Origin of the sequence: Niveispirillum sp. SYP-B3756 (genome assembly GCF_009495745.1) — a bacterium.
Classification (GTDB): domain Bacteria; phylum Pseudomonadota; class Alphaproteobacteria; order Azospirillales; family Azospirillaceae; genus Niveispirillum.
The window spans coordinates 204,548-229,717 of the sequence record NZ_WIDQ01000003.1; the positions used below are offsets into that span (position 1 = coordinate 204,548).

22 protein-coding genes are annotated in these 25,170 nt (G+C 64.2%); 14 read left to right on the forward strand and 8 right to left on the reverse strand.

Annotated features, from left to right (window positions below):
• Positions 1-2: 2 nt before the first annotated feature.
• Both GE253_RS07980 and GE253_RS07985 read right to left on the reverse strand, forming a co-directional pair.
• The gene (locus GE253_RS07980; protein WP_153203602.1) at positions 3-869 is read right to left on the reverse strand and encodes a universal stress protein; all 867 of its coding nucleotides are present in this window, start codon (positions 867-869) and stop codon (positions 3-5) included.
• Between the two features lie 158 nt (positions 870-1,027).
• Entirely contained in the window at positions 1,028-2,641 is a 1,614-nt protein-coding gene (locus GE253_RS07985) for an AAA family ATPase (RefSeq protein WP_247878550.1), read from the reverse strand.
• Positions 2,642-2,836: 195 nt separating this feature from the next.
• On the opposite strand from GE253_RS07985, the gene GE253_RS07990 reads away from it, so the two are divergent.
• Together GE253_RS07990 and GE253_RS07995 are read left to right on the forward strand one after the other, a co-directional pair.
• Positions 2,837-5,872 carry a phosphoenolpyruvate carboxylase gene (locus tag GE253_RS07990; RefSeq protein ID WP_153203603.1) on the forward strand — a complete coding sequence of 1,012 codons (3,036 nt, stop codon included), beginning with the start codon at positions 2,837-2,839 and terminating at the stop codon, positions 5,870-5,872.
• An 81-nt stretch (positions 5,873-5,953) separates the two neighbouring features.
• The gene (locus tag GE253_RS07995; RefSeq protein ID WP_153203604.1) at positions 5,954-6,499 is read left to right on the forward strand and encodes a hypothetical protein; all 546 of its coding nucleotides are present in this window, start codon (positions 5,954-5,956) and stop codon (positions 6,497-6,499) included.
• Between the two features lie 169 nt (positions 6,500-6,668).
• Here GE253_RS07995 and GE253_RS08000 read toward each other — a convergent pair whose 3' ends face one another.
• Positions 6,669-7,463 carry a rhamnogalacturonan acetylesterase gene (locus GE253_RS08000; protein ID WP_153203605.1) on the reverse strand — a complete coding sequence of 265 codons (795 nt, stop codon included), beginning with the start codon at positions 7,461-7,463 and terminating at the stop codon, positions 6,669-6,671.
• Positions 7,464-7,646: 183 nt separating this feature from the next.
• Between GE253_RS08000 and GE253_RS08005 the strand changes: the two genes are divergently transcribed.
• Positions 7,647-9,008 (forward strand): RsmB/NOP family class I SAM-dependent RNA methyltransferase, encoded by a 1,362-nt coding sequence (locus tag GE253_RS08005; protein WP_153203606.1) that lies wholly within the window; start codon positions 7,647-7,649, stop codon positions 9,006-9,008.
• A 95-nt stretch (positions 9,009-9,103) separates the two neighbouring features.
• Entirely contained in the window at positions 9,104-9,829 is a 726-nt protein-coding gene (gene lepB / locus GE253_RS08010; RefSeq protein WP_211101388.1) for a signal peptidase I, read from the forward strand.
• Positions 9,830-9,893: 64 nt separating this feature from the next.
• On the opposite strand, the gene GE253_RS08015 is transcribed toward lepB, so the two are convergent.
• From GE253_RS08015 to erpA, 3 genes are read right to left on the reverse strand one after another with little or no spacing between them, the layout of a single operon-like run.
• On the reverse strand, positions 9,894-10,967 hold the full coding sequence (locus GE253_RS08015; RefSeq protein WP_153203608.1) for an isoaspartyl peptidase/L-asparaginase: 1,074 nt from the start codon (positions 10,965-10,967) through the stop codon (positions 9,894-9,896).
• Positions 10,968-10,984: 17 nt separating this feature from the next.
• Entirely contained in the window at positions 10,985-11,758 is a 774-nt protein-coding gene (xth, locus tag GE253_RS08020) for an exodeoxyribonuclease III (protein WP_348770793.1), read from the reverse strand.
• Between the two features lie 24 nt (positions 11,759-11,782).
• Positions 11,783-12,151: an iron-sulfur cluster insertion protein ErpA gene (gene erpA, locus GE253_RS08025; RefSeq protein WP_153203609.1), complete on the reverse strand. Its 369-nt coding sequence runs from the start codon at positions 12,149-12,151 to the stop codon at positions 11,783-11,785.
• Between the two features lie 110 nt (positions 12,152-12,261).
• Here erpA and dgt point away from each other — a divergent pair, with 110 nt between their 5' ends.
• The 9 genes from dgt (at position 12,262) to GE253_RS08070 (ending at position 21,893) form a co-directional block, all read left to right on the forward strand.
• Positions 12,262-13,584, forward strand: a complete 1,323-nt coding sequence (dgt, locus tag GE253_RS08030) for a dGTP triphosphohydrolase (protein ID WP_153203610.1) — start codon at positions 12,262-12,264, stop codon at positions 13,582-13,584.
• 177 nt (positions 13,585-13,761) lie between these two features.
• The gene (gene argS, locus GE253_RS08035; protein ID WP_089289661.1) at positions 13,762-15,507 is read left to right on the forward strand and encodes an arginine--tRNA ligase; all 1,746 of its coding nucleotides are present in this window, start codon (positions 13,762-13,764) and stop codon (positions 15,505-15,507) included.
• Positions 15,508-15,519: 12 nt separating this feature from the next.
• A complete protein-coding gene (locus GE253_RS08040) occupies positions 15,520-16,827 on the forward strand; it encodes an SPOR domain-containing protein (RefSeq protein ID WP_153203611.1) in 1,308 nt (435 codons plus the stop codon).
• On the forward strand, positions 16,817-17,833 hold the full coding sequence (nagZ, locus tag GE253_RS08045) for a beta-N-acetylhexosaminidase (protein ID WP_247878551.1): 1,017 nt from the start codon (positions 16,817-16,819) through the stop codon (positions 17,831-17,833). The genes GE253_RS08040 and nagZ overlap by 11 nt, the downstream gene beginning before the upstream one ends.
• A 6-nt stretch (positions 17,834-17,839) precedes the next feature.
• A complete protein-coding gene (locus tag GE253_RS08050) occupies positions 17,840-18,529 on the forward strand; it encodes a site-2 protease family protein (protein WP_153203613.1) in 690 nt (229 codons plus the stop codon).
• Positions 18,530-18,566: 37 nt separating this feature from the next.
• Positions 18,567-19,349, forward strand: coding sequence for a ScpA family protein (locus GE253_RS08055; RefSeq protein ID WP_153203614.1), 783 nt, complete (start codon positions 18,567-18,569; stop codon positions 19,347-19,349).
• On the forward strand, positions 19,346-19,930 hold the full coding sequence (gene scpB / locus GE253_RS08060; protein ID WP_153203615.1) for an SMC-Scp complex subunit ScpB: 585 nt from the start codon (positions 19,346-19,348) through the stop codon (positions 19,928-19,930). The genes GE253_RS08055 and scpB overlap by 4 nt, the downstream gene beginning before the upstream one ends.
• A gap of 185 nt (positions 19,931-20,115) precedes the next feature.
• A complete protein-coding gene (locus GE253_RS08065; protein ID WP_173012556.1) occupies positions 20,116-20,724 on the forward strand; it encodes a TetR/AcrR family transcriptional regulator in 609 nt (202 codons plus the stop codon).
• Positions 20,721-21,893, forward strand: a complete 1,173-nt coding sequence (locus tag GE253_RS08070) for a DUF418 domain-containing protein (RefSeq protein ID WP_153203617.1) — start codon at positions 20,721-20,723, stop codon at positions 21,891-21,893. The genes GE253_RS08065 and GE253_RS08070 overlap by 4 nt, the downstream gene beginning before the upstream one ends.
• Positions 21,894-21,938: 45 nt before the next feature.
• Here the strand turns inward: GE253_RS08070 and trmFO are convergent, their stop codons facing one another.
• Complete coding sequence (trmFO, locus tag GE253_RS08075) at positions 21,939-23,291, reverse strand: methylenetetrahydrofolate--tRNA-(uracil(54)-C(5))-methyltransferase (FADH(2)-oxidizing) TrmFO (RefSeq protein WP_153203618.1); 1,353 nt, start codon at positions 23,289-23,291, stop codon at positions 21,939-21,941.
• A 108-nt stretch (positions 23,292-23,399) separates the two neighbouring features.
• Entirely contained in the window at positions 23,400-23,576 is a 177-nt protein-coding gene (locus tag GE253_RS25800) for a hypothetical protein (RefSeq protein WP_173012557.1), read from the reverse strand.
• A gap of 151 nt (positions 23,577-23,727) precedes the next feature.
• Between GE253_RS25800 and GE253_RS08080 the strand changes: the two genes are divergently transcribed.
• Positions 23,728-25,086, forward strand: coding sequence for an MATE family efflux transporter (locus tag GE253_RS08080; RefSeq protein ID WP_153203619.1), 1,359 nt, complete (start codon positions 23,728-23,730; stop codon positions 25,084-25,086).
• The last annotated feature ends 84 nt before the right edge of the window (positions 25,087-25,170 follow it).

Consider the following 25,170-nt stretch of genomic DNA (forward strand, 5'->3'; position numbering starts at 1 on the left):
CCTCAATGCGCCATCAGCAGCGTCAGTTCATTCTGATCCAGCATGTCCTTGGTGACACCCCCCAGGATCAGTTCGCGCAGACGGGAATGGCCATAGCCGCCCATCACCAGCATGTCGGCACCCACGTCCCGGCATTGCGCCAGGATGCAGCCGGCCACCGTGGTGCCCTTGGCCGTCAGCCGGTGATGCGCCGAGGGGATGCCGTGCCAAGCCAGATATTCCTGCAGCTGATGCCCGCCCTCCGCATCCGTCTTGGGCGTGCCGACGGTGAGGATATGCACTTCCTCCGCCGTTTGCAGCACCGGCATGGCCAGCGCCACGGCGCGCGACGCCTGCACCCGGCCATTCCAGGCGATGGCAACCTTGCGGCCCAGGGTGGCAGGCGGGTTGGCGGTGGAGACAATCACCGGCCGCCCGCCTTCCAGCAGTACCGCTTCCATCCCCGCCAGTACGGCGGTGCGCAGTTCCTTGCTGAGCGGCGGGAAGACGGCGGCGTCGGAAATGCGGGTGGCTCCGGTTAGCACATCCTCCGTCACGCCATCCACTTCCCGCCAGCAGGCACTGACCTTGTCCGGCCCCGGCGCGCGAGCGCATTCCGCAGCACCGGCAGCGTTGCTGGCGGTCTTGAAATGCTGATAGGCCTGATCACCCCGGACGGCGTTTTCTTCTTCCAGCGACTTCATCACGTCCTGGATCATGGAGCCGGTCATGCCTTCGCCGATCATCGGCATGGCGTCGCGCGGATCGTGACGCAGGAACAGGGCACTGACATTGCCCTTGGCGGCGGCGACCAGACTGAAAGCCGTCGCCAGGGCGGCGGCGTCATTGTCGGCGCCGGTCAGCACGCTGAGGATCTTGCGGTAGGCCATGGCGGGTTTCCCTTTCGCATTGTTGGGCGATACCATGGTTATGGGCATAGGACGGATTGCAACCGCCGGCATTGACCTGGATCAGCCCCTTCACGCTTGCTGTTCATCATAACATCGACGGGGAAGGGGGCGCTCCGCGTCCCCTTCATGGAAACAGGTCAGCGCCGCGCGCTTTCGACATGACGCCGGGCGATGGCAGCGGTATCGGCCTCGCTGCCATTGGCGGGGATCACCTCCCAGCGCATGTCGCCCAAATCATAGGCAGCCTGCCGGCGTACGATATCGGCGTCAGCATCAGAGGCATCGTCGCGCCGCCGCCTGACCCGGTCCACCTGGATGGCCTGATCGGCCACCAGCCACAGGCCGGTAAAGGGCGCTCCGGCCGCCCTGGCCACCGATTCCAGTGCATGGCGCTGCTCCGTTTTGGCATAGACGGCATCGCAGATCACCGCATGGCGCCCATCCAGCACCAGCCCGGCCTGACCGGCCAGTTCGGCATAGGTGCGGTCGGTATGAGCGGGCCCATAAAATTCCTTGGGCAGCGGCTGCAGCTCTCCACAGCCGGCCAGCTTCTTGCGCAGCACGTCAGACCGCAGGATCACCGCCCCCGGTGCCGGGCCGATGCCGGGGGCCAGCGCGCGGGCCAGCGTGCTTTTCCCCGTACCGGACAGGCCGCCAATGGCGACCAGTTGCGCCGCTGGCGGGGACAGCAGGCGGGAGGCCAGTTCCAGATAGCTCTGCGCTTCTGCGCGCAGACCCTGGGCCTTTACCGCATCGGCCTGTCCCGCCACGGCCGCCGCGGTCAAATGCGCCCGGATGGCCGCCCGCACCGACATGAACAAAGGTAGCAGCGACAGTCCGGCCAGATCGCCCGTCAACTCCAGATAGCGGTTGAACAGGATATTGGCGAGGGCGCGCAGCCGCCGATGTTCCAGATCCATCAGCAGGAAAGCCAGATCATAGAGCGTGTCGGTGACGGCGATGCGGTCACCAAATTCCACACAATCGAACGGCACCGGCTCCCCATCCAGCAGCACGATGTTGCGCAGGTGCAGATCGCCATGGCAGTGGCGGATATAGCCGGCATCCCGCCGCCGGTTGATCAATTCCGCCTGGGTGCCCAGCACCGCCAGCGACTGGTGCAGCAGTGCTTCCACCCGTCCTCGCTCAAACAGGCCGTGGCGGAGCATCTCCCGCGCATTGGTTTCCACCAGATCGGTCATTTCCTCCGCCCCGGGTGCGCTGGGGCGGGGTTCGGCGGCCTCATGGAACTGGGCAATGCCCTCCGCCAGCCGCCGCATGATGGCGGGTGTCAGGCGGCCTTCGGCGGCCATGCGGTCCAGCAGCATTTCCTGCGGAAAGCGGCGCATGGTGATGACATAATCCAGCACGCCATCTGCCGGCCCGCCATCGGCTGCCACCGGCGCATCCGCCACCAGCCGGAAGCCGCCGGCCCCGTCCGCCACCAGCCCGCCGACCCCCAGATACAGCGTTGGTGCGGTGCGGCGATTAAGCGCCACTTCCGCCTCGCAGGCCGATAAACGCTGTGACAAACTGCTGTAATCGAAGAAGGGGAAGGTGACGGCGCGTTTCAGCTTATAGGCCCGATCCCCGGCCAGAAAGACGGCGGCCGCATGGGTGTCGATCCGGTCCACCCGCCCATCCGGCGGCAGGCCGTGGGTTTCATTCCGGGCAAGCAAATCCAGCGCGCGTGCCTGATCACGCGCCCTATCCGCCATTGCTGCTGGTGCCGGCCGATCAGCTTTGTGCATCCGCGAACCCCTTGGGCGACCAATTATGTAAGGGTGCTGTGTTACAAACAACGCATCGTATCAAATAAGCTTGCATTGCGGATCGAATATGTCGGCGTTACCTAATCTGGCGTTGACAGAGGTAACGCCGTTACCTCACCCTGTGACGCTGCGCCGCAGTAAGATGGCGCCCTCACCGATAACGGAAACGCTCCGATGCCGCTGGACCCGACGATGCCCAAAGCTGCCGCCCCCTCCGATCTGGAAACCCTGGCGACCACCACTGGCAAAGGGCCGTTGCTGTCCACCAAACAGGCACGTTACACCCCCCCCAAGGGGCTGGATGCAAGGGCGTTGGCCGCCGATCTGCTGGCCCAGTTCGACCGTTTTTCGGCCGAGGCCGGGCATGACCCGTTCGCTAACCCGGTCATGCTGCTGGCGCTGGATATCTCCCGTCGCCTGCAGGCCGGTGAATTGTCGCCCGGTGCCCTGGAGCAGTTGATCCATTACCTCTCCAGCGAAGGGTTCCTGGCCCGCGCCGCTCGCCTTTCCAATTATCTGGGTGAGGCGGGGCTGGATACCAATGCCTCCCGGCTGGAAGGATTGCTGGAAACGGTCGCCGCCGGCAATGGCGGCCCGGCTTTGTCGTTTGAGGAATTCCAGAAGCTGGTGCAGAGGGAGGTGTTTGGCATCGTCATCACCGCGCACCCGACCTTCAACCTGTCCGGCGCCATGATGACGGCGCTGACCTGTCTGGCCACCGGCTACGATGCCACCGGCCGCAAGCTGACGGCGGAGGCGCGCGACGCGCTGATCCGCCGCGTCGCCGCCTCCGACCATGCGCCGGAGGATATGAGCCTGACGCGGGAGCATGAGCTGTCGCTGGATGCCATTGCCAATATCCAGACGGCCATCCGCACGCTCTATCGCGCCGTGCTGCGCGTCGGCCGCCGCACCTATCCGGACCGCTGGACGGAACTGACCCCGCGCCTGCTGACCGTGGCGAGCTGGGTTGGCTATGACCTGGATGGCCGTTCCGATATCCGCTGGTCCGACACGCTGCATAAGCGGCTGGTGGTGCAGCAGCGCCAGTTGAACCATTATCTGGTGATGCTGCGGGATATTCGCGGCCGCGTCCCGGCGCTGGAGGATTTGCGCCATACGCTCGCTCTGATCGAAAGCCGGCTGGCCCTGGCCTTGAATCAGGTGACGGATGAGATCGCCGCCTTTGGCGGGTCGGAAGCCCAGGATGTGGAACATCTGCGCCGCATCGCCAAGCGGATGCATGAAGGGCTGCCGCTGCGGCTGGTCGATGCGGGGGAGGCTATCGGTTTCGTTGATCGCGCCATCCGGCTTGCCGCGTCGGTGGAGGGGGATGATGCCATCCCGGTGGTGGAGGATCTGGCCGTATTGCGGGCTGAACTGTCCGCCTTTGGTCTGGGCATGGCCCATACCCATGTCCGCCTGAACAGCACCCAGGTGCATAACGCCATCCGTAAGGCGGTGGGGCTGGAAACGGCGGCGGATGATCCGCGCTACCGTCAGTCCTATCTGAATTCCCTGACCGAGCTGCTGGACAAGGTGCAGCCGGTATCGATCAATTTCGGCAGCATCATCGCCGAACGTACCAGCGCCAAGCGCCTGTTCATGGTGGTGGCGCAGATGTTGAAATATTCCGATGCCCGCGTGCCGATCCGCTTCCTGATCGCGGAATCGGAAAGCGCCTTCACCGTGCTGTCGGCACTGTACTTTGCCCGCCTGTTCGGCGTGGATGACCGGGTGGATATCTCCCCCCTGTTCGAGACGGAAAAGGCGCTGGAGGTGGGCAGCCGCGTCATCGAACAGTTGCTGGAAAACCCGCATTACCGCGATTATGTGAAGAAGCGCGGCCGGTTGTGCGTGCAGATGGGCTATTCCGATGCCGGCCGTTATCTGGGCCAGACACCGGCCGCCGCCAGTATTGAACGCCTGCGCCTGCGCATCATGCGCCTGTTCAACCGCCATGCCCTGTCGGGCGTGCAACTGGTGATCTTCGACACCCATGGCGAAAGCATCGGTCGCGGCGGCCACCCGGCCAGCCTGACCAACCGGCTGGCCTATGTCAGCCCGCCGGCGACGCTGGCCTTTGCCGCCAAGCATGGGGTGGAGTTCAAGCAGGAGGTCAGCTTCCAGGGTGGTGACGGTTATCTTTATTTCGTCACGCCGGCCGGTGCCCTGGCCGTGGTCACCCGTATCCTGGAATATATGATCGGCACGGCCAAGCCGGACCTGGAACATGATGTGTTCTATGCCGAGGGGGATTATATCCGCGAATTCTTCACCACGGTGAAGGCCTTCCAGGTCAGTCTGGTGGAAGACCCGAATTATGGTGAGCTGCTGGCCGCCTTTGGCACCAACCTGCTGTTCCCCAGCGGCAGCCGCGCCATCAAGCGCCAGCACGACAGCGCCCCCGATGCTTCCGCCCAGACCATGGCCGGCCAGTTCCGCGCCATCCCGCACAATGCCATCCTGTTGCAGCTGGGGCTGGCGGCCAATGTGCTGTCCGGCGTGGGGGAGGCGATTGACCGCAACCCCGACCAGTTCCGCCGCCTCTATGCCACCTCACCCCGGTTCCGGGAACTGATTGGCATGGTGGTCTATGGCGTCGGTGTCTCCAACGCCGATGCGCTGAAGGCCTATGTCGACACGCTGGACCCTGGCCATTGGCTGACCCGCGCCGCGCGGACGGAGAATGTGGCCGAAGCGGAGGAAATGCGCCGCATCGCCGCCGTGCTGGAAGATACGCCGACGCATCAGCGCCTGATCCGCATCTTCCGCAAGCTGTACCGGGATTATGGCGTGCTGTTGCAGAATCTGGAACGGGCAGGGGCGGCCCCGGCGCCTAACCCCGATCTGGACCGCCATCTCAGCCTGCTGCATGGCGTCCGCTTGGCGCTGACGCACCAGATTTACAAGCACGCCATCCATATCCCGGAATTCTCCAGCCAGCATAACATCACCAACCAGGTTCTTGTGACGCGCCTGCTGCATCTGGATGTGCCATGGGCGCTGGAACAACTGGCCCGCATCTTCCCGGCCCGGGCGGACACGACCGTCGATGAAGGGTTTGGCGAGGTCGCCACCTATGTCAGCGATGAGAGCCAGGATTACAGCCAGGAAAACCAGCACATCTTCAAACCCATAGCCTCCCTGTATGAGTTGATCCGCCGTACCGGCAACGCGATGATCCAGCGGATCGGCTTCTTCGGCTGATTGCTTTATGCCAACGGCTTGACGCCGTCCCCCCATGGCGCGACCCTTTCCCGATCTGGACATCGGGGGAGGGGAAGCGCCATGCGGATTCATATCAGGGCATTGCTTGTCACCATTGCCGTCGGATTGACGGCAATCACCGCTATCCGTGCCGCGGAACCCGACCCCTATGCGGCCCTGGCACCGTTCGTCGGTAAGGTCTGGCGGGGGGAAGGATCAGGGCCGGATGGCAAGCCAATGGTGGATGTCACCCGCTGGGACTGGGCCTTGGGTGGCAAGGCGATCCGCACCACCCATGCTTTGACCAGTGCCCCCTATGGCGGGGAGACGATGATCTTCTGGGACAAGGCCAGCAACAGCCTGATCTATCATTATTTCACCACCGCCGGCTTCCACACCCAGGGCACCATGGTGGCGGAAGCGCCGGGCCGGCTGGTGGCGGAAGAGGCGGTGAGCGGCCATCCCACCATTACCCGCGTCCGCTCCGTCTCTGTGCTGGACGCGGGGGGCAGCATGAATGTCTCGTCGGAATATCTGGATGGCGGGCAGTGGAAGCCCGGCCACAAGATGACCTATCGCCCGGCACCGGCGGGGGTGGAGCCGGTATTCCCCGATACCCGCCGGTAAGTATCTGTCCCGAAAGGTCGTATTTTTGAAGTTTCGTCCTCTCACCACCGTCATTCCCGCGAAGGCGGGAATCCAAAATCCGCACTGTCGTATGGATTCCCGCCTTCGCGGGAATGACGGTTAAGGGATTGGAAAAGCGTAAAGATTCTCTGGGTAGCTTCTTAAAGCTTCAAGATGCTGCACAGGCATCATTGCCCAACACCGCCGGATCATCGGGGCTCAACGGTGTCACATGGGTTGACACCGGCAGGCCCAAAGCTTTCAGCCGGCCCGCCACCAGTGCGGCGACGGCGCGGGCGCCCTTTTCGCTGAAATGCACGTCATCGCTCACCCCGTCGGGCCATTGTTTGTAACCGGCCTCCTTGGGATAGTGCAGATAATAGGCTTTTGACGGCTCAACGCCCCGTTTCTGCATATAGACGCGGCTGTCATAATTCAGGTCGACCAATGGGGTGGCGGTGGCGTACGCCACCTCCCGCGTGGCATTGGCATAGGGCGTCAGGCTTTCGCCGATGGCGCCCTTCTCATCAAAGCGGCGAATGGCGACCGGGGTGATCAATACCGGTGTCGCCCCCTTTTCCCGCGCCATGGCGATGAAGCGCAGCAGATTGGTCTTGAATTCCGGGATGGGCGTATAGCGTTCCGGCTTCTTGTCATTGGCGTCATTATGGCCGAACTGGATCAACAGCGTATCGCCGGTGGAAATATCCTTGGCGATGGCGTCGAACCGTCCTTCCCCGATAAAGGTCTTGGTGGAACGCCCGCCCATGGCGCGATTTACCACGTTCTGGCTGGCGTCCAGGCTGCATTTCAGCACCATGCCCCAGCCCATCTGCGGGAAGCGGTCGGGCTTGTAGCTGGCCGCTGTGCTGTCGCCGGCGATGAAGATCTTGCCTTCCGCCAGCGCCGGGCCGGTCAGCAGCAGGGAGCCCAGCGCCAGGGCAGCAAATTTCTTGGCCTTCATCACGTTTCACATCCCCGATCTATTGGTTTCTTGCAATATGGAATATCATCCTGAAAAATGGAACTCTCTTTTGCGAACTTGATCGGGGCAGCCATCGCGGGCCGGCACTTGTGGCGGTATGGCTGCCACCCTTATAGTCCCGCGCTTTGGCCCCCAGGGCCTGTTGCCAGGAATACTGCCCCCATGACACCCGCCGCCCGTCTGGCCACCGCCGTCGATCTGCTTGCCGAGGTGATGGACACGCCGCGCCCCGCCGATGCCGTCACCAGCGCCTTTTTCCGTGCCCGTCGCTATATTGGTGCCAAGGACAGGGCGGACATCGCACAGACGGTCTATGGCGTGATGCGGCGCTGGGCGCGGCTGCATTGGTGGCTGGAACGGGTGAACCATATGCCCGATCCCCGCGCCCTGGTGCTGGCCGATTGCATCCTGGCCGGCGGGCGCACCGCCGATGCCGTGGCCGGCCTGTTCAACGGTGCCAAATTCGCACCCGCCCCGCTGTCGGATCGGGAACGCAAGCTGATCCGCGCGCTGGACACCCATACGCTGGACCACCCGTCCCAGACGGAGGAAGTGCAGGGGGAGGTGCCGGATTGGGCCGCCGGCCCGATGCGCGCCGCCTTTGGCGAGCGCTTCCTGGCGGAAATGGTGGCCATGCTGGGGGAAGCCCCGCTGGACCTGCGCACCAACCCGGTGAAGGGTACCCGCGCCGACGCGCTGAAGGCGCTGGTGGATGCCGGTTACAAGGCGGTGGAAACGCCGCTGTCGCCCGTGGGTGTGCGGCTGGCCACCCGCGCCCCGGTGATGGCGATGGATATCTATAAGAACGGCCTGATCGAAATCCAGGATGAAGGCTCCCAGCTGGTTGCCTTCCTGGCCGATGCCAAGCCCGGAATGCAGGTGGTGGATTTCTGCGCCGGGGCCGGTGGCAAGACGCTGGCCATCGCCGCCATGATGGAAAATAAGGGCCGGGTGATCGCCAGCGACGTGCTGGCCGGCCGGCTGGAACGCGCCAAGGAGCGGTTCCGCCGCGCCGGGCTGCATAATATCGAAACCCGCGCGCTTAAGAATGAGCGCGACCCCTGGGTGAAGCGCCATAAGGGCAAGTTCGACCGGGTGGTGATCGACGCCCCCTGTTCCGGCACCGGCACCTGGCGGCGCAACCCGGATGCCCGCTGGCGCCCACTGGGGCCGGGGCTGACGGAGCTGATGCCGCTGCAAGCCAGCATTCTGGACAGCGCCGCCCGGCTGGCCCGGCCCGGCGGGCGGGTGATCTATGCCACCTGTTCCCTGCTGCCGGAGGAAAATGAACATCAGGTGGAGGCGTTTCTGGCCAGCCATCCTGATTTCACCCTGGTGCCGGTGGCCGATGCCTGGCCCGAAGCCTGGGGCAAGCCGCCGGTCACCACGCCGATGCTGCGCCTGACCCCGGCCCAGCATGATACGGACGGCTTCTTCGCCGCCGTGCTGGAACGCCGCGCCGATGTGGCGGAGACGGCGGACGAAGCCGCCGCCGAACCGGTAGAAGCGGAAACCCAAGATTAAAATTTTGAAATCCTTGTCGGCCCTTCCGGTGATTGACCGGGCAGGGGCCGACAGGCATGGTGACGACGCTTTTCAAAGCGAAGGGAGTATCCGCGTTGCGCGCGTTGATCCGTGAATGGGCGGGGCTGATCGGCTTTGTCGCCATCTTCTATTTCACCACCAACACTTTTCTCTTCGCCGGTTTCCATGTTCCTTCGGAAAGCATGTTGCCGACCTTGAAGGTGGGGGACCAGTTCTATGCGGCCAAATATGCCTATGGCTATAGCCGCTTCTCCACCTCCTTCGTGCCGCTGCCGTTCGGCGAAGGGCGCTTTCCCGACCTGATGCCGGAACGCGGCGACGTGGTCGTCGCCCGCATCCCGCGGATCGAGGAAGATTATGTGAAGCGGGTCATCGGCCTGCCGGGCGACCGTATTCAGGTGATCGGCGGCCGCCTGCACATTAACGGGGAGATGGTGCCGCGCGAAAAGCTGCGCGACTATTCCTACCGCGACAATAGCGGCTTCGTCGTCTCCGTCACCGAATATAAGGAGACGCTGCCGGGTGGCCGCGAACATCTGATCCTGGAGCAGAGCGATAATGGCCGCGATGACAATACGCAGGTCTATGTCGTGCCGGCGGGCCATGTCTTCCTGATGGGTGACAACCGCGACAATTCCCAGGATAGCCGTTACCTGAATCAGGTCGGCTATGTGCCGATTGAGCGTGTGCTGGGCCGTGTCTCCATGGTTGCCTTCGCCCGGCGCGGCTGCAACGAGGAACCGGGCCTTGTCTGCCCTGGCGGCGGCTGGTTCGACCGGCTGTTCCACTGGATTCAGTGACCGCCACCGGGCGCTTGCTCAAATAAAAAACCCGGCACCGATCCATGGTGCCGGGTTTTTTGTTTCACGGTTCGCCCTTGAAAATGGCAACCACGGGTTTCTGCCCCTCTGCCGCCATGGCCCGGTACATGCCGGATGTATTGAAGCTCCAGGCCAGGGTACCATCGGCGGCAACGGCAATCACCCCGCCATCCCCGCCCAGGGCCGTCAGTTGTTTCTGGATCACCGCATCGGCGGCCTGCTGCAGGCTTTTGCCACCGTACCCGACCAGATTGCACACCTCCCGCGCCACGCCGAGGCGGATGAAATATTCCCCCGTGCCGGTACCGGACACCGCACAGGATTTATCATCGGCATAGGTGCCGGCCCCGATGATCGGGCTGTCGCCCACCCGACCCCACAGCTTGGCCGTGGTGCCACCGGTGGAGGTGCCGGCGGCGACATGGCCGGCCCGGTCGCGGGCCACCACCCCGACCGTGCCGAACTTGCGGTCTTCCGGCAACCCGTCCCCTTGGGCCAGCGGCACCGGCTCCGGCCCCACACCCGGTGGGCGCGGGGGAATGGGCAGCCCGCGTTCCGTCAGCGTCTTTTTCAGCGATTGCCAGCGTTTCTCGGTGAAGAACCAGGAAGGATCGGCCTTCTCCACGCTTTTTTCCGCGCCAAACCGCTCCGCCCCCTGGCCGATCATCATCACATGGGGTGATTGTTCCATCACCGCGCGGGCCAGCGTGATCGGGTTGCGGATGCCGGTAATGCCGGCTACTGCCCCGGCCTTCAGCGTGCCGCCATCCATGATGGCGGCATCCAGCTCGTTCCGGCCGTCGGCGGTGAAGACGGCACCGCGCCCGGCATTGAACAGCGGATCATCCTCCAGCCCGCGTACCACGGCTTCCACCGCATCCAGGGCGGAACCACCCTTGTCCAGCACGGCGGTACCCCGATTCAGGGCCGCCTGAAGGGCGGCGCGATAGGTTGCCTCCGTCTCTGCCGACATGGTTTCCCGATCCATCACCCCGGCCCCGCCGTGCACAGCCAGGGCCCAGCCGGGCTTGGGGGCGGCTGGGGGCGCCGGGGTGGTGCAGCCACCGGCCAGCAGGGACAGGGCCAGCAGGAAGGGGGCGGAGCGGGGATGGGGCATGGGTCTGTTCCTTGGGCTCAGTCCCGCAATTCCAGGATCACCGGCGTATGGTCGGACGCCTTCTCCCGCCCGCGCGGTTCCCGGTCGATCTCACACGCCACCAGCCGGTCAGCGGCCTGGGGGGAGAGCAGGAAATGGTCAATGCGCAGGCCCTTGTCGCGCGGCCAGGCGCCGGCCTGATAATCCCAGAAGCTATAGGCGCGGGCTAAGCCCGGATGCAGGGCGCGGAACGCCTCCGTATAGCCCAAAGCCAGGATTTCCTGGAATTTCAGCCGTGTGTCCTGGCGGAACAGGGCATCATCGGCCCAGCCGATGGGGTCATAGACATCCATGGCCGCCGGGATGACATTATAATCACCGCCCAGCACCACCGGTATTTCGCGGGCCAGCAGGTCGCGCGCATGAAGCCGCAGCCGCTCCATCCAGCGCAGCTTGTAGGGGTACTTCTCCGTATCCACCGGGTTGCCGTTGGGCAGATACAGGCTGGCGATGCGCACCCCGGCGATGGTGGCCTCCACATAGCGGGCCTGCTCATCCTCCGGCTCCCCCGGCAGCCGGGTGATAATGTCCTCCGCCTGCTGTCTGGAGAGCAGGGCGACGCCATTATAGCTTTTCTGCCCCACCGCCTGGACGTGGTAGCCCAGTTCCTGAAACGCGGCGGCGGGGAAGTTCGGCGTCTCGCATTTGATTTCCTGGAACAGCACCACATCCGGGCTGGTAGCGGCCAGCCAGTCGGTGACGTTCGGCAGACGGGCCTTGACGGAATTGACGTTCCAGGTGGCGATCTTCACGGGGTAGGTCTTTCGGCCAGAAAATCAAACAGAGAATGAGGCGCCGCAGCCGCAGGAGGAGGCGGCATTGGGGTTGTTGACCTTGAAATAGCTGCCCATCAGGTCTTCGACATAATCTATTTCCGCCCCGGCCAGGAGGTCGAGCGAGGTGTCATCCACCACCATCTTGGCATTGTCGCGGGCGAACAGGTGGTCATCCTCATTCACGGCGGTGTCGAAGCTGAAACCATATTGGAAGCCCGAACAGCCGCCGCCGGAGACGGTCAGGCGCAACATCTGGTCGGGGTTACCCTCCAGTGTGGCCAGCTTGGCGATGCGGGCGGCGGCGCTGGCCGTCAGGCTCATCACCCGGCCGGCAGGGGTATCGGACTGGTTTTCCGACAAAATCGACATGGCAGGCGATCCTTGATCCGTTAACGTCTGGACAAACGCTTGCACCCTATGTAAGCGCCGAACAGCCATCCGTCAAAGCGGTCGGCATCATAACACGGAGGGCGCCCAGAATGATGCGCTGGAACCAGCTTCTTTCCCGCCAGCGTCTGGCCAAGGAAGGGCTTGCCCCGGAACTGCCTTACCGCAGCGCCTTTGAGATTGATATCGACCGCATCACCTTTTCCACCAGCTTCCGCCGCCTGTCCGACAAGCAGCAGGTGCATGGCATTGGCGGCTCGGACTATGTGCGATCCCGCCTGACCCATTCGATGGAGGCGGCCCGGGTGGGCCGGTCGCTGGGAAGTTGGGCGGGGGCGGAAATCATCGGGCGCTATGGCCAGGATGCCGTGCCGGCCACCGCCTTCGATATTGGCAATGTGGTGGCTGCCGCTGCCCTGGCGCATGATCTGGGCACGCCCTGCTTTGCCCATACGGGCGAAGATATCATCTCCGACTGGTTCCGCAGCGCCCCCCTGGGCCAGCGCATCCAGGATGGGCTGGATGGCCAGCAATGCAGCGAGCTGCGCAATTTTGAGGGCAATGCCCAGGGCTTCCGGGTTCTGACGCGCCTGCAGGGCTGGCGCGCCAGTGGCGGGCTGCAGCTGACCGCCGCCACGTTGGGGGCCTATGGCAAATATCCGTGGAGTGCGCCGGCAAGTGCCGATGAGGTGCGGCCGCATAAGCGTAAATATGGTTTCTTCGGCAGCGAGACCGGCTTCATGGCCGATGTGGCCAGTGAACTGGGCCTGATCCCCATCGGGCGCGACGCCTGGTGCCGCCACCCGCTGGCCTATCTGGTGGAGGCGGCGGACGATGCCTGTTACTCCGTCGTGGATATCGAAGATGCGGTGAAGATGCGGATGCTGTCCTTCGCCGATGCGGAGGAGTTGCTGGAACCGCTGATCGAATGGGACCGGCAGGAATATAATGCCATTGATGATGAGGACCGGCGTCTGATCTATCTGCGCGCCCGCGCCATTGACCGGCTGGTGCATGATGCCGGGCTGGCCTTTCAGGAAAAGCTGGCCGACATCATGCAGGGTAAGCCGGTCGGCCCGCTGCTGAACATGATTGAGCGCAAGGACGCCCTGAAGGAGATTTCGGAGGTCAGCTATACCCGCATCTATCGCGGCCAGCAGCGTTGCGAGACCGATATTGTCGCCGCCCGCACCATCACCATCCTGCTGGAAGCCTATGGGGAGGCGATGCTGGCGCGCGAAGCGATTGGACCCAACGGGGAATTGCCGCGCCGCTTCGCCTCCCTGCTGGAAACGGTGCCGGGCATCCGCCGCATCCCCTATGATCGGGCCGGCTGGGTGCGGGCGCTGCTGGATTACATTGCCGGCATGACCGACCGTTTCGCCATCCGGCAGGCGCAATTGATTGCGGGGTAGGTTTCTGCCCCTGATCGCCTCAGCCCTGCCTAACCACTTCTGCCACATTCCCGCCCTTCATATCTGCACACTGTGCGTTGCGGGATGATCGGTGTAGGGTGCCATGATGACCCCGTACCGGTGCCTTGGCGCCGGGCCGTGGGCAATCTGCCCGGACCTTGAGTCAAGCCTGGAAAAATGAACGTCTTCAAAGATTTCGAAGCCAAGATCGTTACGGCGCTGGAACAGATGGTGGCGGCGGGGGAACTGCCGGCCGGGCTTGATTTCGCCCGAATCACCGTGGAGCCGCCGCGCGATGCCAGCCATGGCGATGTCTCCACCAATGCCGCGATGGTGCTGGCCAAGCCGGCGGGCAAGCCGCCGCGCGCCATTGCCGAGGCACTGGTGGCCCGCCTGAAGGGCATGGATGCCGTGACGGAGGCCAGCGTGGCCGGCCCCGGCTTCGTCAATCTGCGCATTGATACCGGCTGGTGGCTGACCCGCATGGCGGACATCCTGACGGCAGGGGACGCCTATGGCGAAAGCAAGCTGGGTGCCGGCCGCCGGGTGAATGTGGAATTCGTTTCCGCCAACCCCACCGGCCCCATGCATGTGGGTCACACCCGTGGCGCGGTGGTGGGCGACGTGCTGGCGCGTCTGCTGGCCAAGGTCGGCTATGACGTCACGCGCGAATATTACATCAATGATGCCGGCGCCCAGGTGGATGTGCTGGCCCGTTCCGCCTATCTGCGCTACCGCGAGGCGCTGGGTGAGACGGTGACGATCCCGGAAGGACTGTATCCCGGTGACTATCTGAAGCCGGTCGGTCAGGCCCTGAAGGATCAGGATGGCGACCGTTGGCTGCAGGCGGAGGAGGGCGAATGGCTGCCCTATTTCCGCAGCTTCACCGTTGCCCGCATGATGGTGATGATCAAGCAGGATCTGGTTCTGCTGGGCGTCGAACATGACGTCTTCTCGTCCGAGAAGGCGGTGGTGGATGCCGGTGCGGTGGATACGGCGCTGAAGGCGCTGGAAGATCAGGGCCTGATCTATACCGGCGTGCTGGAGCCGCCCAAGGGCAAGAAGCCCGAGGATTGGGAGCCGCGCCCGCAGACCCTGTTCCGCGCCACCCAGTTTGGTGACGATGTGGACCGGCCGCTGAAGAAGTCGGACGGTTCCTGGACCTATTTCGCCAACGACATCGCCTATCACTATGACAAGTTCCGCCGCTCTGGCGAGCTGCTGATCGACGTGCTGGGTGCTGACCACGGTGGCTATGTCAAGCGGATGCAGGCCGCTGTCACGGCCATCACCGGTGGCAAGGGCGCGCTGGATGTGAAGATCTGCCAGCTGGTCAACCTGCTGGATGATGGCCAGCCGGTGAAAATGTCCAAGCGCGCCGGTCGCTTCGTCACGCTGCGCGACATTGTCGAGGAAGTGGGGGCGGGTGTCGTCCGCTTCATCATGCTGACCCGCCGCAATGACCAGACGCTGGATTTCGATCTGGTCAAGGTCACGGAAAAGTCCAAGGAAAATCCGGTTTTCTATGTGCAGTATGCCCATGCACGCTGCCATTCCGTGCTGCGCCACGCCGAAGAGGCGGGCTATGCGCTGGATGCCGCCGGGCTGGCCGCTGCCCCGCTGTCGCGTTTGGATGCGGATGAGGAAGTGGCGCTGGTCAAGCTGATGCAGTCCTTCCCCCGTACGGTGGAAGCGGCGGCGGAAGCGCATGAACCGCACCGGATTGCCTTCTACCTCTATGATCTGGCCTCGGCCTTCCATGGGCTGTGGAACAAGGGCAAGGATGATGCATCCATGCGCTTCCTGATCGAAGGCGATGCGGAACTGACCCGCGCCCGTTTGGCGCTGATCACCGCTGTCGCCCAGGTCATTGCAGCCGGGCTGCACATTCTGGGCGTCGAGCCCGTCAAGGAAATGCGCTGAGGCGAAGAAGCCATGTCTTACCAGGACGATGAGGAAGAAGGCGGTCTGCACAATCCCGCCGATCCGGCGGGGCAGGGCCGTCCGCGTCCGCAATCGGGCTTGCGGGCTGATTTCCGGGCCGATCCGGCGTGGCACGGGCGGGGGGGCGCACCGCGCCCGCCCGAACCGTCGCTAAGCGCCGATTATTCATCCCCGGCACCGCCGCCGCCCAGCCATGACCCGAATGCCGGGTATGAGGCGGATTATGTGGAGCCGGCACGCGGGCCGTCCACAGCGGGATATCGCGCGCCGGCACCCGATCCCTATCAGCCGCGCGTGCAGCCGCAGCCCCCCGTCTATGCCGATGACGGCTATGATGACGGCCAATATGATGATCAGCAGGCCTATGCCGAACCGCCAGCAAAGCGGCGCGGCATCATTAACGCGGCCATCGTCGCCGGTGGTCTGGTCGTGTTTGGTGGCATCATCTTCTATGCCTATAATCAGGGGATGCGGGCGGGTACGGAGAGCGTCGCCCCGATCCTGCGGGCCGATGCCTCCCCCACCAAGGTCAAGCCGGAACAGCCGGGCGGGCTGGAAGTACCGCATCAGGACCGGCTGGTCTATGACCGGCTGAACCCCTCAGCCAATGGCGATGAGGGGGAGGTGGAGCGGCTGCTGCCCCCACCAGAAACCCCGATGGAACGCCCGCGCGCTGGGGCCGAGCCATCGGCAGAAGAGCCGATGATGCCGATGGCAGAAGAAGGCGAAGGGGAATTGGCCGGCGGTCGCCATGCGGCAGCCCCAGAGCCCATGTTGCCGCCACCGCAACAGCCGGTGACGCAGCAGCCCAGTTACAAGCCCACGGCCCCGGCCAGCCAGCCGACGCAGGCCCCGGTGCAGCAGAGTGCCGTGCCGCCCGCCCATACGGCTGGTGTACCGGCGACGACAGCCACGGCACGGCCGCAACAATTGGTGCCCCCGGCATCGGCGACGCCGCCCAAGCCGGCCCCGCAGGTGGCACAGGCGCCGGTTGCCGCACCGCCGGCGCCCAAGCCGACCACGGCACCGGCTCCTGCGCCCACAGCCGCCGCTACCGGCTCTGTACGTCTGCAGGTGGCCGCCGTGGATAGCGAGGGCAAGGCCGCTGCCGAATGGTCGCGCCTGCAGCGCAAGTTCCCCGGTGAGCTGGGTGGGCTTTCCATGCGCACCGTGCGGGTGGATCTGGGACCGAAGGGCATTTTCTACCGTATCCAGGGTGGACCGGTGGATGAAGCGCGGGCCAAGCAGATTTGCACGGCGCTGGCTGCCCAGGGGGCGGGGTGTGTCCTTGTCCGCTAAGCGTCCGCTTGCCCTTGTGCTGGGCTGTGCCGGTCCCCGGCTGTTGCCGGAAGAGAAGGCGTTCTTCCGCGATGCCGACCCGTTCGGCTTCATCCTGTTCCGGCGCAATGTCGAAACGCCGGAACAGGTGCGGGCCCTGGTGGCGGACCTGCGCGACAGCGTGGGGCGCCATGCCCCGGTGCTGATCGATCAGGAAGGCGGCCGGGTGGCCCGGCTGCGCCCGCCGCACTGGCCGGAATTGCCGGCCGCTGCCCGGATCGGTGCGCTGGGGGACGATGCCCCGCACGCCGCCTGGCTGCATGGTCGCCTGCTGGCCGCCATGCTGTCCGATCTGGGGATTGATGTGGATTGCGCGCCGGTGGCCGATGTGCCGGTGCCGGGCGCACATGATGTGATCGGCGACCGCGCCTTTGCCGGCGATCCGGCACGGGTGGCCTTACTGGCGGCCGCACAGGCGAAAGGTTTGCTGGATGGCGGTGTGTTGCCGGTGGTGAAGCATGTGCCCGGCCATGGCCGGGCCTTTGCGGACAGCCATCTGGAACTGCCGGTGGTCACCACGCCACTAGCGGAGCTGGATGCCTGGGACTTTACCCCCTTCAAGGCATTGGCCGGGCTGCCGCTGGCCATGGTGGCGCACGTCGTTTATACGGCCATTGATCCCGATCGGCCGGCCAGCGTGTCGCCGCAGGTGATCGGGCGGATCGTGCGCGATGCCATTGGTTTTGATGGTCTGCTGTTCAGCGATGATCTCTCCATGCAGGCGCTGAGCGGCAGCGTCGGTGACCGCACGGCCGCCGTGCTGGCGGCCGGCTGCGACATTGCCTTGCACTGCAATGGCAAGATGGACGAAATGCGCGACGCCGTGGCCCATGCGGCCCCGCTGACCGCTGTGGCGGACAGGCGTTGGGCCCGCGCACAGGGTGAGCGCCGGCCAATCCCCCCGGCGGAAGAGGCGACAGCCTTGCGGGCGGCCTTGGCGGACATGTTGACGGGAAGGATGGCTTGAGAGCCGATGCTCGATATTGAAAACATCCTGCTGCAGATTTCCGTCATGGCTTTGCCGGCGCTGCTGGCCATCACCTTGCACGAGGCGGCACACGGCTATGCCGCCCTGCATTTCGGGGATGATACAGCCAAGCGGCAGGGGCGCCTGAGCCTCAACCCGCTGCGCCATATTGATCCGCTGGGCACCGTTATCCTGCCGCTGGTGATGTTCGCCACCACGGGCTTCATGTTTGGCTGGGCCAAGCCGGTGCCGGTGGATTTCCGCAATCTGCGCAATCCGCGCCGGGATATGGTCTGGGTGGCGGCGGCGGGGCCGGCGGTGAATATCGTGCTGGCGGTGGTTTCCGCCCTGTTGCTGCACACCGCCAATCTGGTGCCGGATTTCATGGCGCAATGGTTCGTGCGCAATCTGGCAATTTCCCTGCAGTTCAATGTGTTGCTGGCCTGTTTCAACATGATCCCGCTGCCGCCGCTGGATGGGGGCCGGGTGGCGGTGGGGCTGCTGCCGGACGCATTGGCCTTTCCGCTGGCGCGGCTGGAACGTTATGGCATGTTCATCCTGATCGGCGTCGTTTTCCTGATCCCCTTCATCGCCGGGAAGCTGGGCTATGATTTCAGCCCCTTGGGGATGGTGCTGTTGCCGGTGGTGGATATGGTGGTGGACTGGATCGTCCGGTTGACGGGGATCATGGGATGATCCGCCCAATCCCGTTCTACGGGCTGTAATACGCACGATGGCTTTCATGGAAGATGGGGCGGGCACCGGCGACGCAGCGCCGGAAGAGGCGCTGCTGCTGGATATTGATGGCTATGAAGGGCCGATCGACCTGCTGCTGTCGCTGGCCCGCGACCAGAAGGTGGACCTGACCCGCATTTCCATCCTGCAACTGGCTGAACAATATCTGGCCTTCGTAACGGAGGCGCGGCGCCTGCGGCTGGAACTGGCGGCGGATTATCTGGTGATGGCGGCCTGGCTTGCCTATCTGAAATCCCGTCTGCTGCTGCCCGATCCGCAGCCGGACGAACCCTCGGCGGAGGTGCTGGCGGCGGCTCTGACCTTCCAGTTGCAGCGGTTGGAGGCGATGCAGGGTGCGGCCGCCCGGCTGCTGGCGCGGCCCCGCCTGGGGCGTGACCGCTTTGCCCGTGGCGCGCCGGAGGATTTGCCCATCTTCGCCCGCTCCCGCCATGATCTGGGGCTTTACGATCTGCTGAAGGCCTATGGCGCCGTCGGTTCCCGCCAAGCCCGGATCAGCCCCTTCACCATCCCGGTGACCGAGCTTTATTCGATTGAGGAAGCCGTGGCGCGGCTGGAGGCCATGCTGGGCCGGCTGCCGGACTGGGCACAGTTGGAAGCTTTGCTGCCAGCCGGCTGGCGGGGCCAGGGGGTGAAGGCGCGTTCCCTGCTGGCCAGCAGCTTTGTGGCCGCCCTGGAACTGGCCAAGGGCGGCCATCTGGAATTACGGCAGGAAACTGCATTCGCGCCCATTCAGGTCCGGGCGCGACGGGAGCAGGCATGAGTGATCTTTTCGACAGCGACTTCCAGCTCATCCGCTTGCTGGAAGCGATTCTTTTTTCCTCCGCTGAACCGGTGGCCGAATCGGTGCTGCAGGAACGGGTGGGGGCGGTGCCGGTGCGCCCGCTGTTGGCGCAGTTGGAAAATCTCTACCGCCATCGCGGCATCAATCTGGTGGCCAGTGGCGGCCGTTGGGCCTTCCGCACGGCTGCCGATCTGGGGGACAGGCTGCGCACCGAGATTGAGGTGACGGCCAAGCTATCCCGCGCGGCGGTGGAAACGTTGGCGATCATCGCCTATCACCAGCCGGTGACCCGGGCGGAGATTGAGGCGATTCGCGGTGTTGCCACCTCCAAAGGCACGCTGGATATTCTGATGGAAGCGGGCTGGGTGATGCCCGGTCGCCGGCGGGAGACGCCGGGGCGGCCGCTGACCTGGGTGACCACGTCAGATTTTCTCGACCATTTCGGTCTGGGCTCCCTGCGTGACCTGCCGGGGGTGGACGATCTGCGCGCGGCCGGTCTGCTGGACCGTTCCGCCCCAATGCCCCGCATCCCGGGGCTGTCGGTAGAGGGGGAGGGCTGAGGCCGGCGCGCGCCACGCGGCGCGGGCCGGCGGTCGCCGGCCTCCAACCCGCCTAAAGGTCAACCTTTAGGCGGGTTGGTATAAGAAGACATTGCAGAGAGGGGGCGTCGGCCCCCTTTTTTGTTGCCCATTTCTGTGCGTCTATTTATAGATCGATCAATCGGTTTATTATTGGGTCCATGCAAATGCGCACTGTCAATCCGGCACTTCACGCCAGCCGCCGGGCGGCGATCATGGTGGCGGCCCGTAAATGCTTCGCCCGAAATGGCTTCCACCAGTCCAGCATCGCGGACATCAGAACCGTGGCCGGCATCAGCAGCGGCACCTTGTTCCATTATTTCCCCAACAAGCAGGCCCTGGTGCTGGCCATCGTGGCGTCGGAGGGGGAGCAGGTAGCGCTGTGTCTGAGCCAGTTGGCAGAAATCGCCGACTGCCGGGATGCCTTGAACCTGCTTCTGCAATTGATTGCCGAACTGGCAGCAGATGGGGATGCCAACGCGCTGGCCATTGAGATTGCCGCTGAATCCCGCCGCGACCCGGATGTTCGTGCCCTTGCAGCTGATAATGACACCGTGTTGCGTGAAGGTTTGGAGGGGCTGATCCGCGCAGGGATCGCGCGGGGACAGGTAAGCAACACGGTGGATGCGGCCCTTGTCGCCCAATGGTTGATGAGTTGGATCGACGGCGTGTTTTCCCGCGTTTCTGTCGATCTAGCTTTCAAGCCGATGGATCAACTGCCGTTGATGCGGCAACTCCTGGACATGGTGCTGACTGGCGGCCGGGTGATGTCATGACGGGATCGGCCAAGGCCGGTCGTATACAGACCGTCGATGCGCTGCGCGGCTTTGCGCTGTTCGGTATCCTGCTGGTGAATATCGAGGTTTTCGCCAATCCGTTCTATGCCATGGGGCTGCCCAACCCGGATTTCGCGGGCCCGGTGGCCCAGGGGACGTCGTGGCTGGTGACGGCGTTGTTTGAAACCAAATTCTACCTGATCTTCTCCTTCTTGTTTGGCTATAGCCTGACCTTGCAGATGACGGTGGCGGAACGGGATGGCCAGCCATTCCGGCCGCGCTTCCTGCGCCGCCAAGCCATGTTGTTCTGCCTCGGCGTGTTCCATGCGCTGGTGCTGTTTCATGGTGACATCCTCACCACCTATGCGGTGCTGGGGTTGGCGCTTTATGCGTTACGGCATCGCAACGATAAAAGCCTGCTGCGCATCGCCGCCGGCCTGATCTTCTTTGTTACGCTGATCTGGTTCTTGATACTGCTGGCCCAGATCTATCTGCTGCCGCAGGTACCGGAAGCAATGGTCCTGCAACATGTGCGTCAGGCGCAGGCAGCCTTTACCGGCAGTGTTTCCAGCCTGTTGAATCAACGCCTCTCGGAACTCTCCAACCTCTGGATTGTCCTGGGCTTCATGCAGGGGCCTTGCGCGCTGGCCATGTTCCTGCTGGGGCTGATGGCGGGGCGGCGGCAGGCGCTGGCCGATATTGCGGCCTTACAGCCGCTTTTGCGGCGTATCATCCTGATCGGCGTGCTGGTCGGGTTGCCGGGCGGGATATTCTATGGCTGGACCGCCATTCAACCCTATGACCCGGTTCTTAATCTCGTCGGGGTCGTGGTTGATCTGGCGACGGCACCATTCCTGGCGGCGGCCTATATTGCCGGTATGGCCCTGGTGCTAAATGCGGCGGCCGATCGGGGCTGGGTGGCGATGCTGGCGACGGCCGGGCGTATGGCCCTGTCTAATTATCTGTTTCAGTCGCTGCTCTGTGCCCTGCTGTTCCATGCCTATGGTTTGCGGCTGATGGGGCAGGTGTCGCCGCCGCTGGTCGTGGTCCTTGCAATGGGCATCTTCGCCCTGCAACTGGTGCTGAGCCAGCTCTGGCTGTCGCGCTTCCGCAATGGCCCGGTGGAATATCTGCTGCGCTATGTCACCTATGGCGGCAGCCGGTCCTGACAGAAAAAGGGGGCGTGGCTTTCTGCGCCGCGCCCCCTTCCTTAATCAGCCCAGCCAGCTTGCCAGATCGGCCAGGGCCCGCCGGCTATAGGCCAGCTTGCGATCCTTGCCGTGCAGTTCCTTGCCATTGGGCTGGCGTTCGGTCACCGGCGGAAACAGGCCGAAATTGACATTCATCGGCTGGAAGGTCTCCGCCTCCGCCCCGCCGGTAATATGGGCCAGCAGCGCGCCCAGCGCCGTGGTGCGCGGCGGCAGGGCGGGGTCATTGCCCAGCCGGTCAGCCACGGCGAAGCGGCCGGCCAGCAGACCGACGGCCGCACTTTCCACATAGCCTTCGCAGCCGGTGATCTGGCCGGCAAAGCGCAGGCGCGGCATGGATTTCAGGCGCAAGGCCCCATCCAGCAGGCGCGGGGAATTGATGAAGGTATTGCGGTGCAGCCCGCCCAGCCGGGCAAATTCCGCATTTTCCAGACCGGGGATCATGCGGAACACCCGCACCTGCTCGGCATATTTCAGCTTGGTCTGAAAGCCGACCAGATTATAGAGCGTGCCCAGCGCGTTATCCTGGCGCAACTGCACCACGGCATAGGAGCGCTTGCCCGTATGCGGGTTGGTCAGCCCCACCGGCTTCATCGGGCCATAGCGCAGCGTATCCACGCCGCGTTCGGCCATCACTTCAATGGGAAGGCAGCCCTCGAAATAGGGCGTGTTCTTTTCCCATTCCTTGAAATCGCCCTTCTCCCCCTCGATCAGGGCGCGGATGAAGGCCTCATACTGCTCCTTATCCATGGCGCAGTTGATGTAATCCTTGCCCGTCCCGCCGGGGCCGACCTTGTCATAGCGCGACTGGAACCAGGCCTTGGACAGGTCGATGCTGTCTGTATGCACGATGGGGGCGATGGCGTCGAAGAAGCTCAACTGCTCTTCGCCGGTGAAGGCCCGGATCGCCTCGGCCAGCTTCATGCTGGTCAGCGGGCCGGTGGCGATCACCACATTGTCCCATGCTTCCGGCGGGATACCGGCCACTTCGCCCCGCTCCACCGTCACCAGCGGATGGTTGGTCAGGGTTGCGGTGACCTTTTCGGCGAAATGGTCGCGGTCCACCGCCAGCGCCCCGCCGGCCGGCACCTTATGTTCATCCGCCGCCGCCAGGATCAGCGATTTGGCGCGGCGCATTTCCTCATGCAGCAGGCCAACGGCATTATATTCCGCATCGTCGGAGCGGAAGGAGTTGGAGCAGACCAACTCCGCAAAATGCTCCGTCTGATGCGCGTCGGTTTTCACCACCGGGCGCATCTCGTGCAGAACGACGGGGATACCGGCTTGTGCGATCTGCCAGGCTGCTTCGCTGCCCGCCATACCGCCGCCGATCACATGGATGGGGCTGTGCTGTGTCATGGGATAAGGGTTTGGCGCGCGGCCCCGCCATCGTCAAGCCCCGGCCCATGCATGGGCCGGGCGCACGAGCCAGAGAACAAGAGTGGCCCCCTCCCTTTGATGCTCCCTCTATAGCCTTTGCGGCGCCGGCGGCTCCGGTTCCCGCTGCGGCAGCGGCACATCCGGTTCGGGCGTGTCGGGCGGCAGGCGACCGGGATCGTGCCCGGGAATCGGCTGCTCGCCCGGCGGGGGGATTTCCGTATTGCCGGGCGTCGGTGCACCGGGCAGGGGCGGTATGATGCCCATCAGGCAAACTCCTTAAAATCTAGGGTGGGCCTGTTACTCCAACACCAGGGGTGCCCATGCGTTCCCGCCATGCATGGATGCAGCTTGAGATGACGGAATAGTTCCGATACAGGATGATTTAGTTAATCTGCCTGATCCGTGAGCATTTCCCATGTCGTCCCTCGCTTCCACCGTCGAACCCATGCCCGATCGCATCCGCCGCCATGTTGGCGATCTGGTCCGCTTGGCCATCCCGGTGATCATTGCGCGGGCGGGCATCATTGTCATGGCGCTGACGGATACGTTGATTGTCGGCCGCTACAGTGCGCAGGAACTTGCCTATCTGGGCATGGGGCATTCGCCCATTGCCGTGCTGTTGGCGGTGCAGGTGGGGCTGTTGCTGGGCGTGGTGGTGGCCACCGCTCAGACAATGGGCAAGGGTAACTTGTCTGGCACCGGCGTGATCTGGCGTCGTTCCTTGCCCTATGCCATGCTGATCGGCACCATCATCGCCGCCACCAGCCTGTTCGGGGAGGAATTCCTGCTGCTGACAGGCCAGGAGCCAGACCTTGCCCAGGGGGCCGGGCATGTGATGGCGGTGATGGCCTTGGGGATGCCGGCCGCCGCCTTGCATCTGGCCACCAGCATGTATCTGGAAGGGTTGAAGCGGCCGATTCCCGGCATGATCGCCATGTTGATCGGCAACGTTTTGAATGCCGGGCTGGTCTGGTTGCTGGTGGGTGGTCATTTCGGCCTGCCAGCCTTAGGCGCCGTGGGGGCCGCCTGGTCCACCACCAGCCTGCGCTGGTTGGGTGCCTTTGGCATGATTGCCTATGTCTGGTGGCATCCGCTGCGCGATGCCTGGGGGGTGCGCGGCGATTTCCGGGGCTGGTGGCGTGATTCTGTCACCCAGCGCCGGGTCGGCTATGCCGCCGGCCTGTCCAACGCCCTGGAAGGTTCGGCCTTTGCCGGGCTGGGACTGTTTGCCGGCTGGCTGGGGGCGGCGGCGGTGGGGGCCTATACAATCGGCCTGAACCTGATCGCCCTGCCTTTCATGTGCGCGCTGGGGCTGGCGTCCGCTACGGCGGTGCGGGTGGGCAATGCCTATGGCGCGCGTGATCAGGCCGATATGGTGGTGGCCGGCTGGACCGGGCTGGGCGTGACCAGCTTCATCCTCTCCCTTGTCGGGCTACTTTTCTTTGCCGCCCCGGCCTGGATCGCCGGCCAGTTCACCCATGATGCGACCCTGCTGGTGCTGACGGCCCCCTTGATCGCCTTCTCATCCTGGCTGCTGGTGGCCGATGGCGGGCAGGTGGTGATGGCGCAGGCTTTGCGCGGGCGCAACGATACCTGGGTGCCCACCGCCTCGCATTTTGTCAGCTATTACGCGGTGATGATGCCGCTGGGCTGGCTGCTGGCCTTCCCGCTGGGGCGCGGGGTCTTGGGCCTGTTTGAGGGGATTTTCATCGCCAGCGTCTTCTCCGTTTCCGTGCTGGCAGCCCGGTTCTGGTGGCTGTCACGCCGCGTGTGAAGGTTGGTGGGTGCTTTCATTGTTCGCATCCGCGAATGGTGCTACATAGAACGTGAAAGCCGCTGGCCAACCAGCGGCTTCATT

Coding starts and splice junctions, on each gene's coding strand:
- GE253_RS08080 (WP_153203619.1), top strand. CDS start 23,728: ATGTCGTCCCTCGCTTCCACCGTCGAACCCATGCCCGATCGCATCCGC.
- erpA (WP_153203609.1), bottom strand. CDS start 12,151: ATGTCGATTTTGTCGGAAAACCAGTCCGATACCCCTGCCGGCCGGGTG.
- GE253_RS07995 (WP_153203604.1), top strand. CDS start 5,954: ATGCGGATTCATATCAGGGCATTGCTTGTCACCATTGCCGTCGGATTG.
- GE253_RS08050 (WP_153203613.1), top strand. CDS start 17,840: ATGCTCGATATTGAAAACATCCTGCTGCAGATTTCCGTCATGGCTTTG.
- GE253_RS08040 (WP_153203611.1), top strand. CDS start 15,520: ATGTCTTACCAGGACGATGAGGAAGAAGGCGGTCTGCACAATCCCGCC.
- GE253_RS07985 (WP_247878550.1), bottom strand. CDS start 2,641: ATGCACAAAGCTGATCGGCCGGCACCAGCAGCAATGGCGGATAGGGCG.
- argS (WP_089289661.1), top strand. CDS start 13,762: ATGAACGTCTTCAAAGATTTCGAAGCCAAGATCGTTACGGCGCTGGAA.
- GE253_RS08055 (WP_153203614.1), top strand. CDS start 18,567: ATGGCTTTCATGGAAGATGGGGCGGGCACCGGCGACGCAGCGCCGGAA.
- scpB (WP_153203615.1), top strand. CDS start 19,346: ATGAGTGATCTTTTCGACAGCGACTTCCAGCTCATCCGCTTGCTGGAA.
- dgt (WP_153203610.1), top strand. CDS start 12,262: ATGATGCGCTGGAACCAGCTTCTTTCCCGCCAGCGTCTGGCCAAGGAA.
- GE253_RS08065 (WP_173012556.1), top strand. CDS start 20,116: ATGCGCACTGTCAATCCGGCACTTCACGCCAGCCGCCGGGCGGCGATC.
- GE253_RS08005 (WP_153203606.1), top strand. CDS start 7,647: ATGACACCCGCCGCCCGTCTGGCCACCGCCGTCGATCTGCTTGCCGAG.
- GE253_RS08015 (WP_153203608.1), bottom strand. CDS start 10,967: ATGCCCCATCCCCGCTCCGCCCCCTTCCTGCTGGCCCTGTCCCTGCTG.
- GE253_RS08000 (WP_153203605.1), bottom strand. CDS start 7,463: ATGAAGGCCAAGAAATTTGCTGCCCTGGCGCTGGGCTCCCTGCTGCTG.
- GE253_RS07990 (WP_153203603.1), top strand. CDS start 2,837: ATGCCGCTGGACCCGACGATGCCCAAAGCTGCCGCCCCCTCCGATCTG.
- GE253_RS25800 (WP_173012557.1), bottom strand. CDS start 23,576: ATGGGCATCATACCGCCCCTGCCCGGTGCACCGACGCCCGGCAATACG.
- GE253_RS07980 (WP_153203602.1), bottom strand. CDS start 869: ATGGCCTACCGCAAGATCCTCAGCGTGCTGACCGGCGCCGACAATGAC.
- trmFO (WP_153203618.1), bottom strand. CDS start 23,291: ATGACACAGCACAGCCCCATCCATGTGATCGGCGGCGGTATGGCGGGC.
- GE253_RS08070 (WP_153203617.1), top strand. CDS start 20,721: ATGACGGGATCGGCCAAGGCCGGTCGTATACAGACCGTCGATGCGCTG.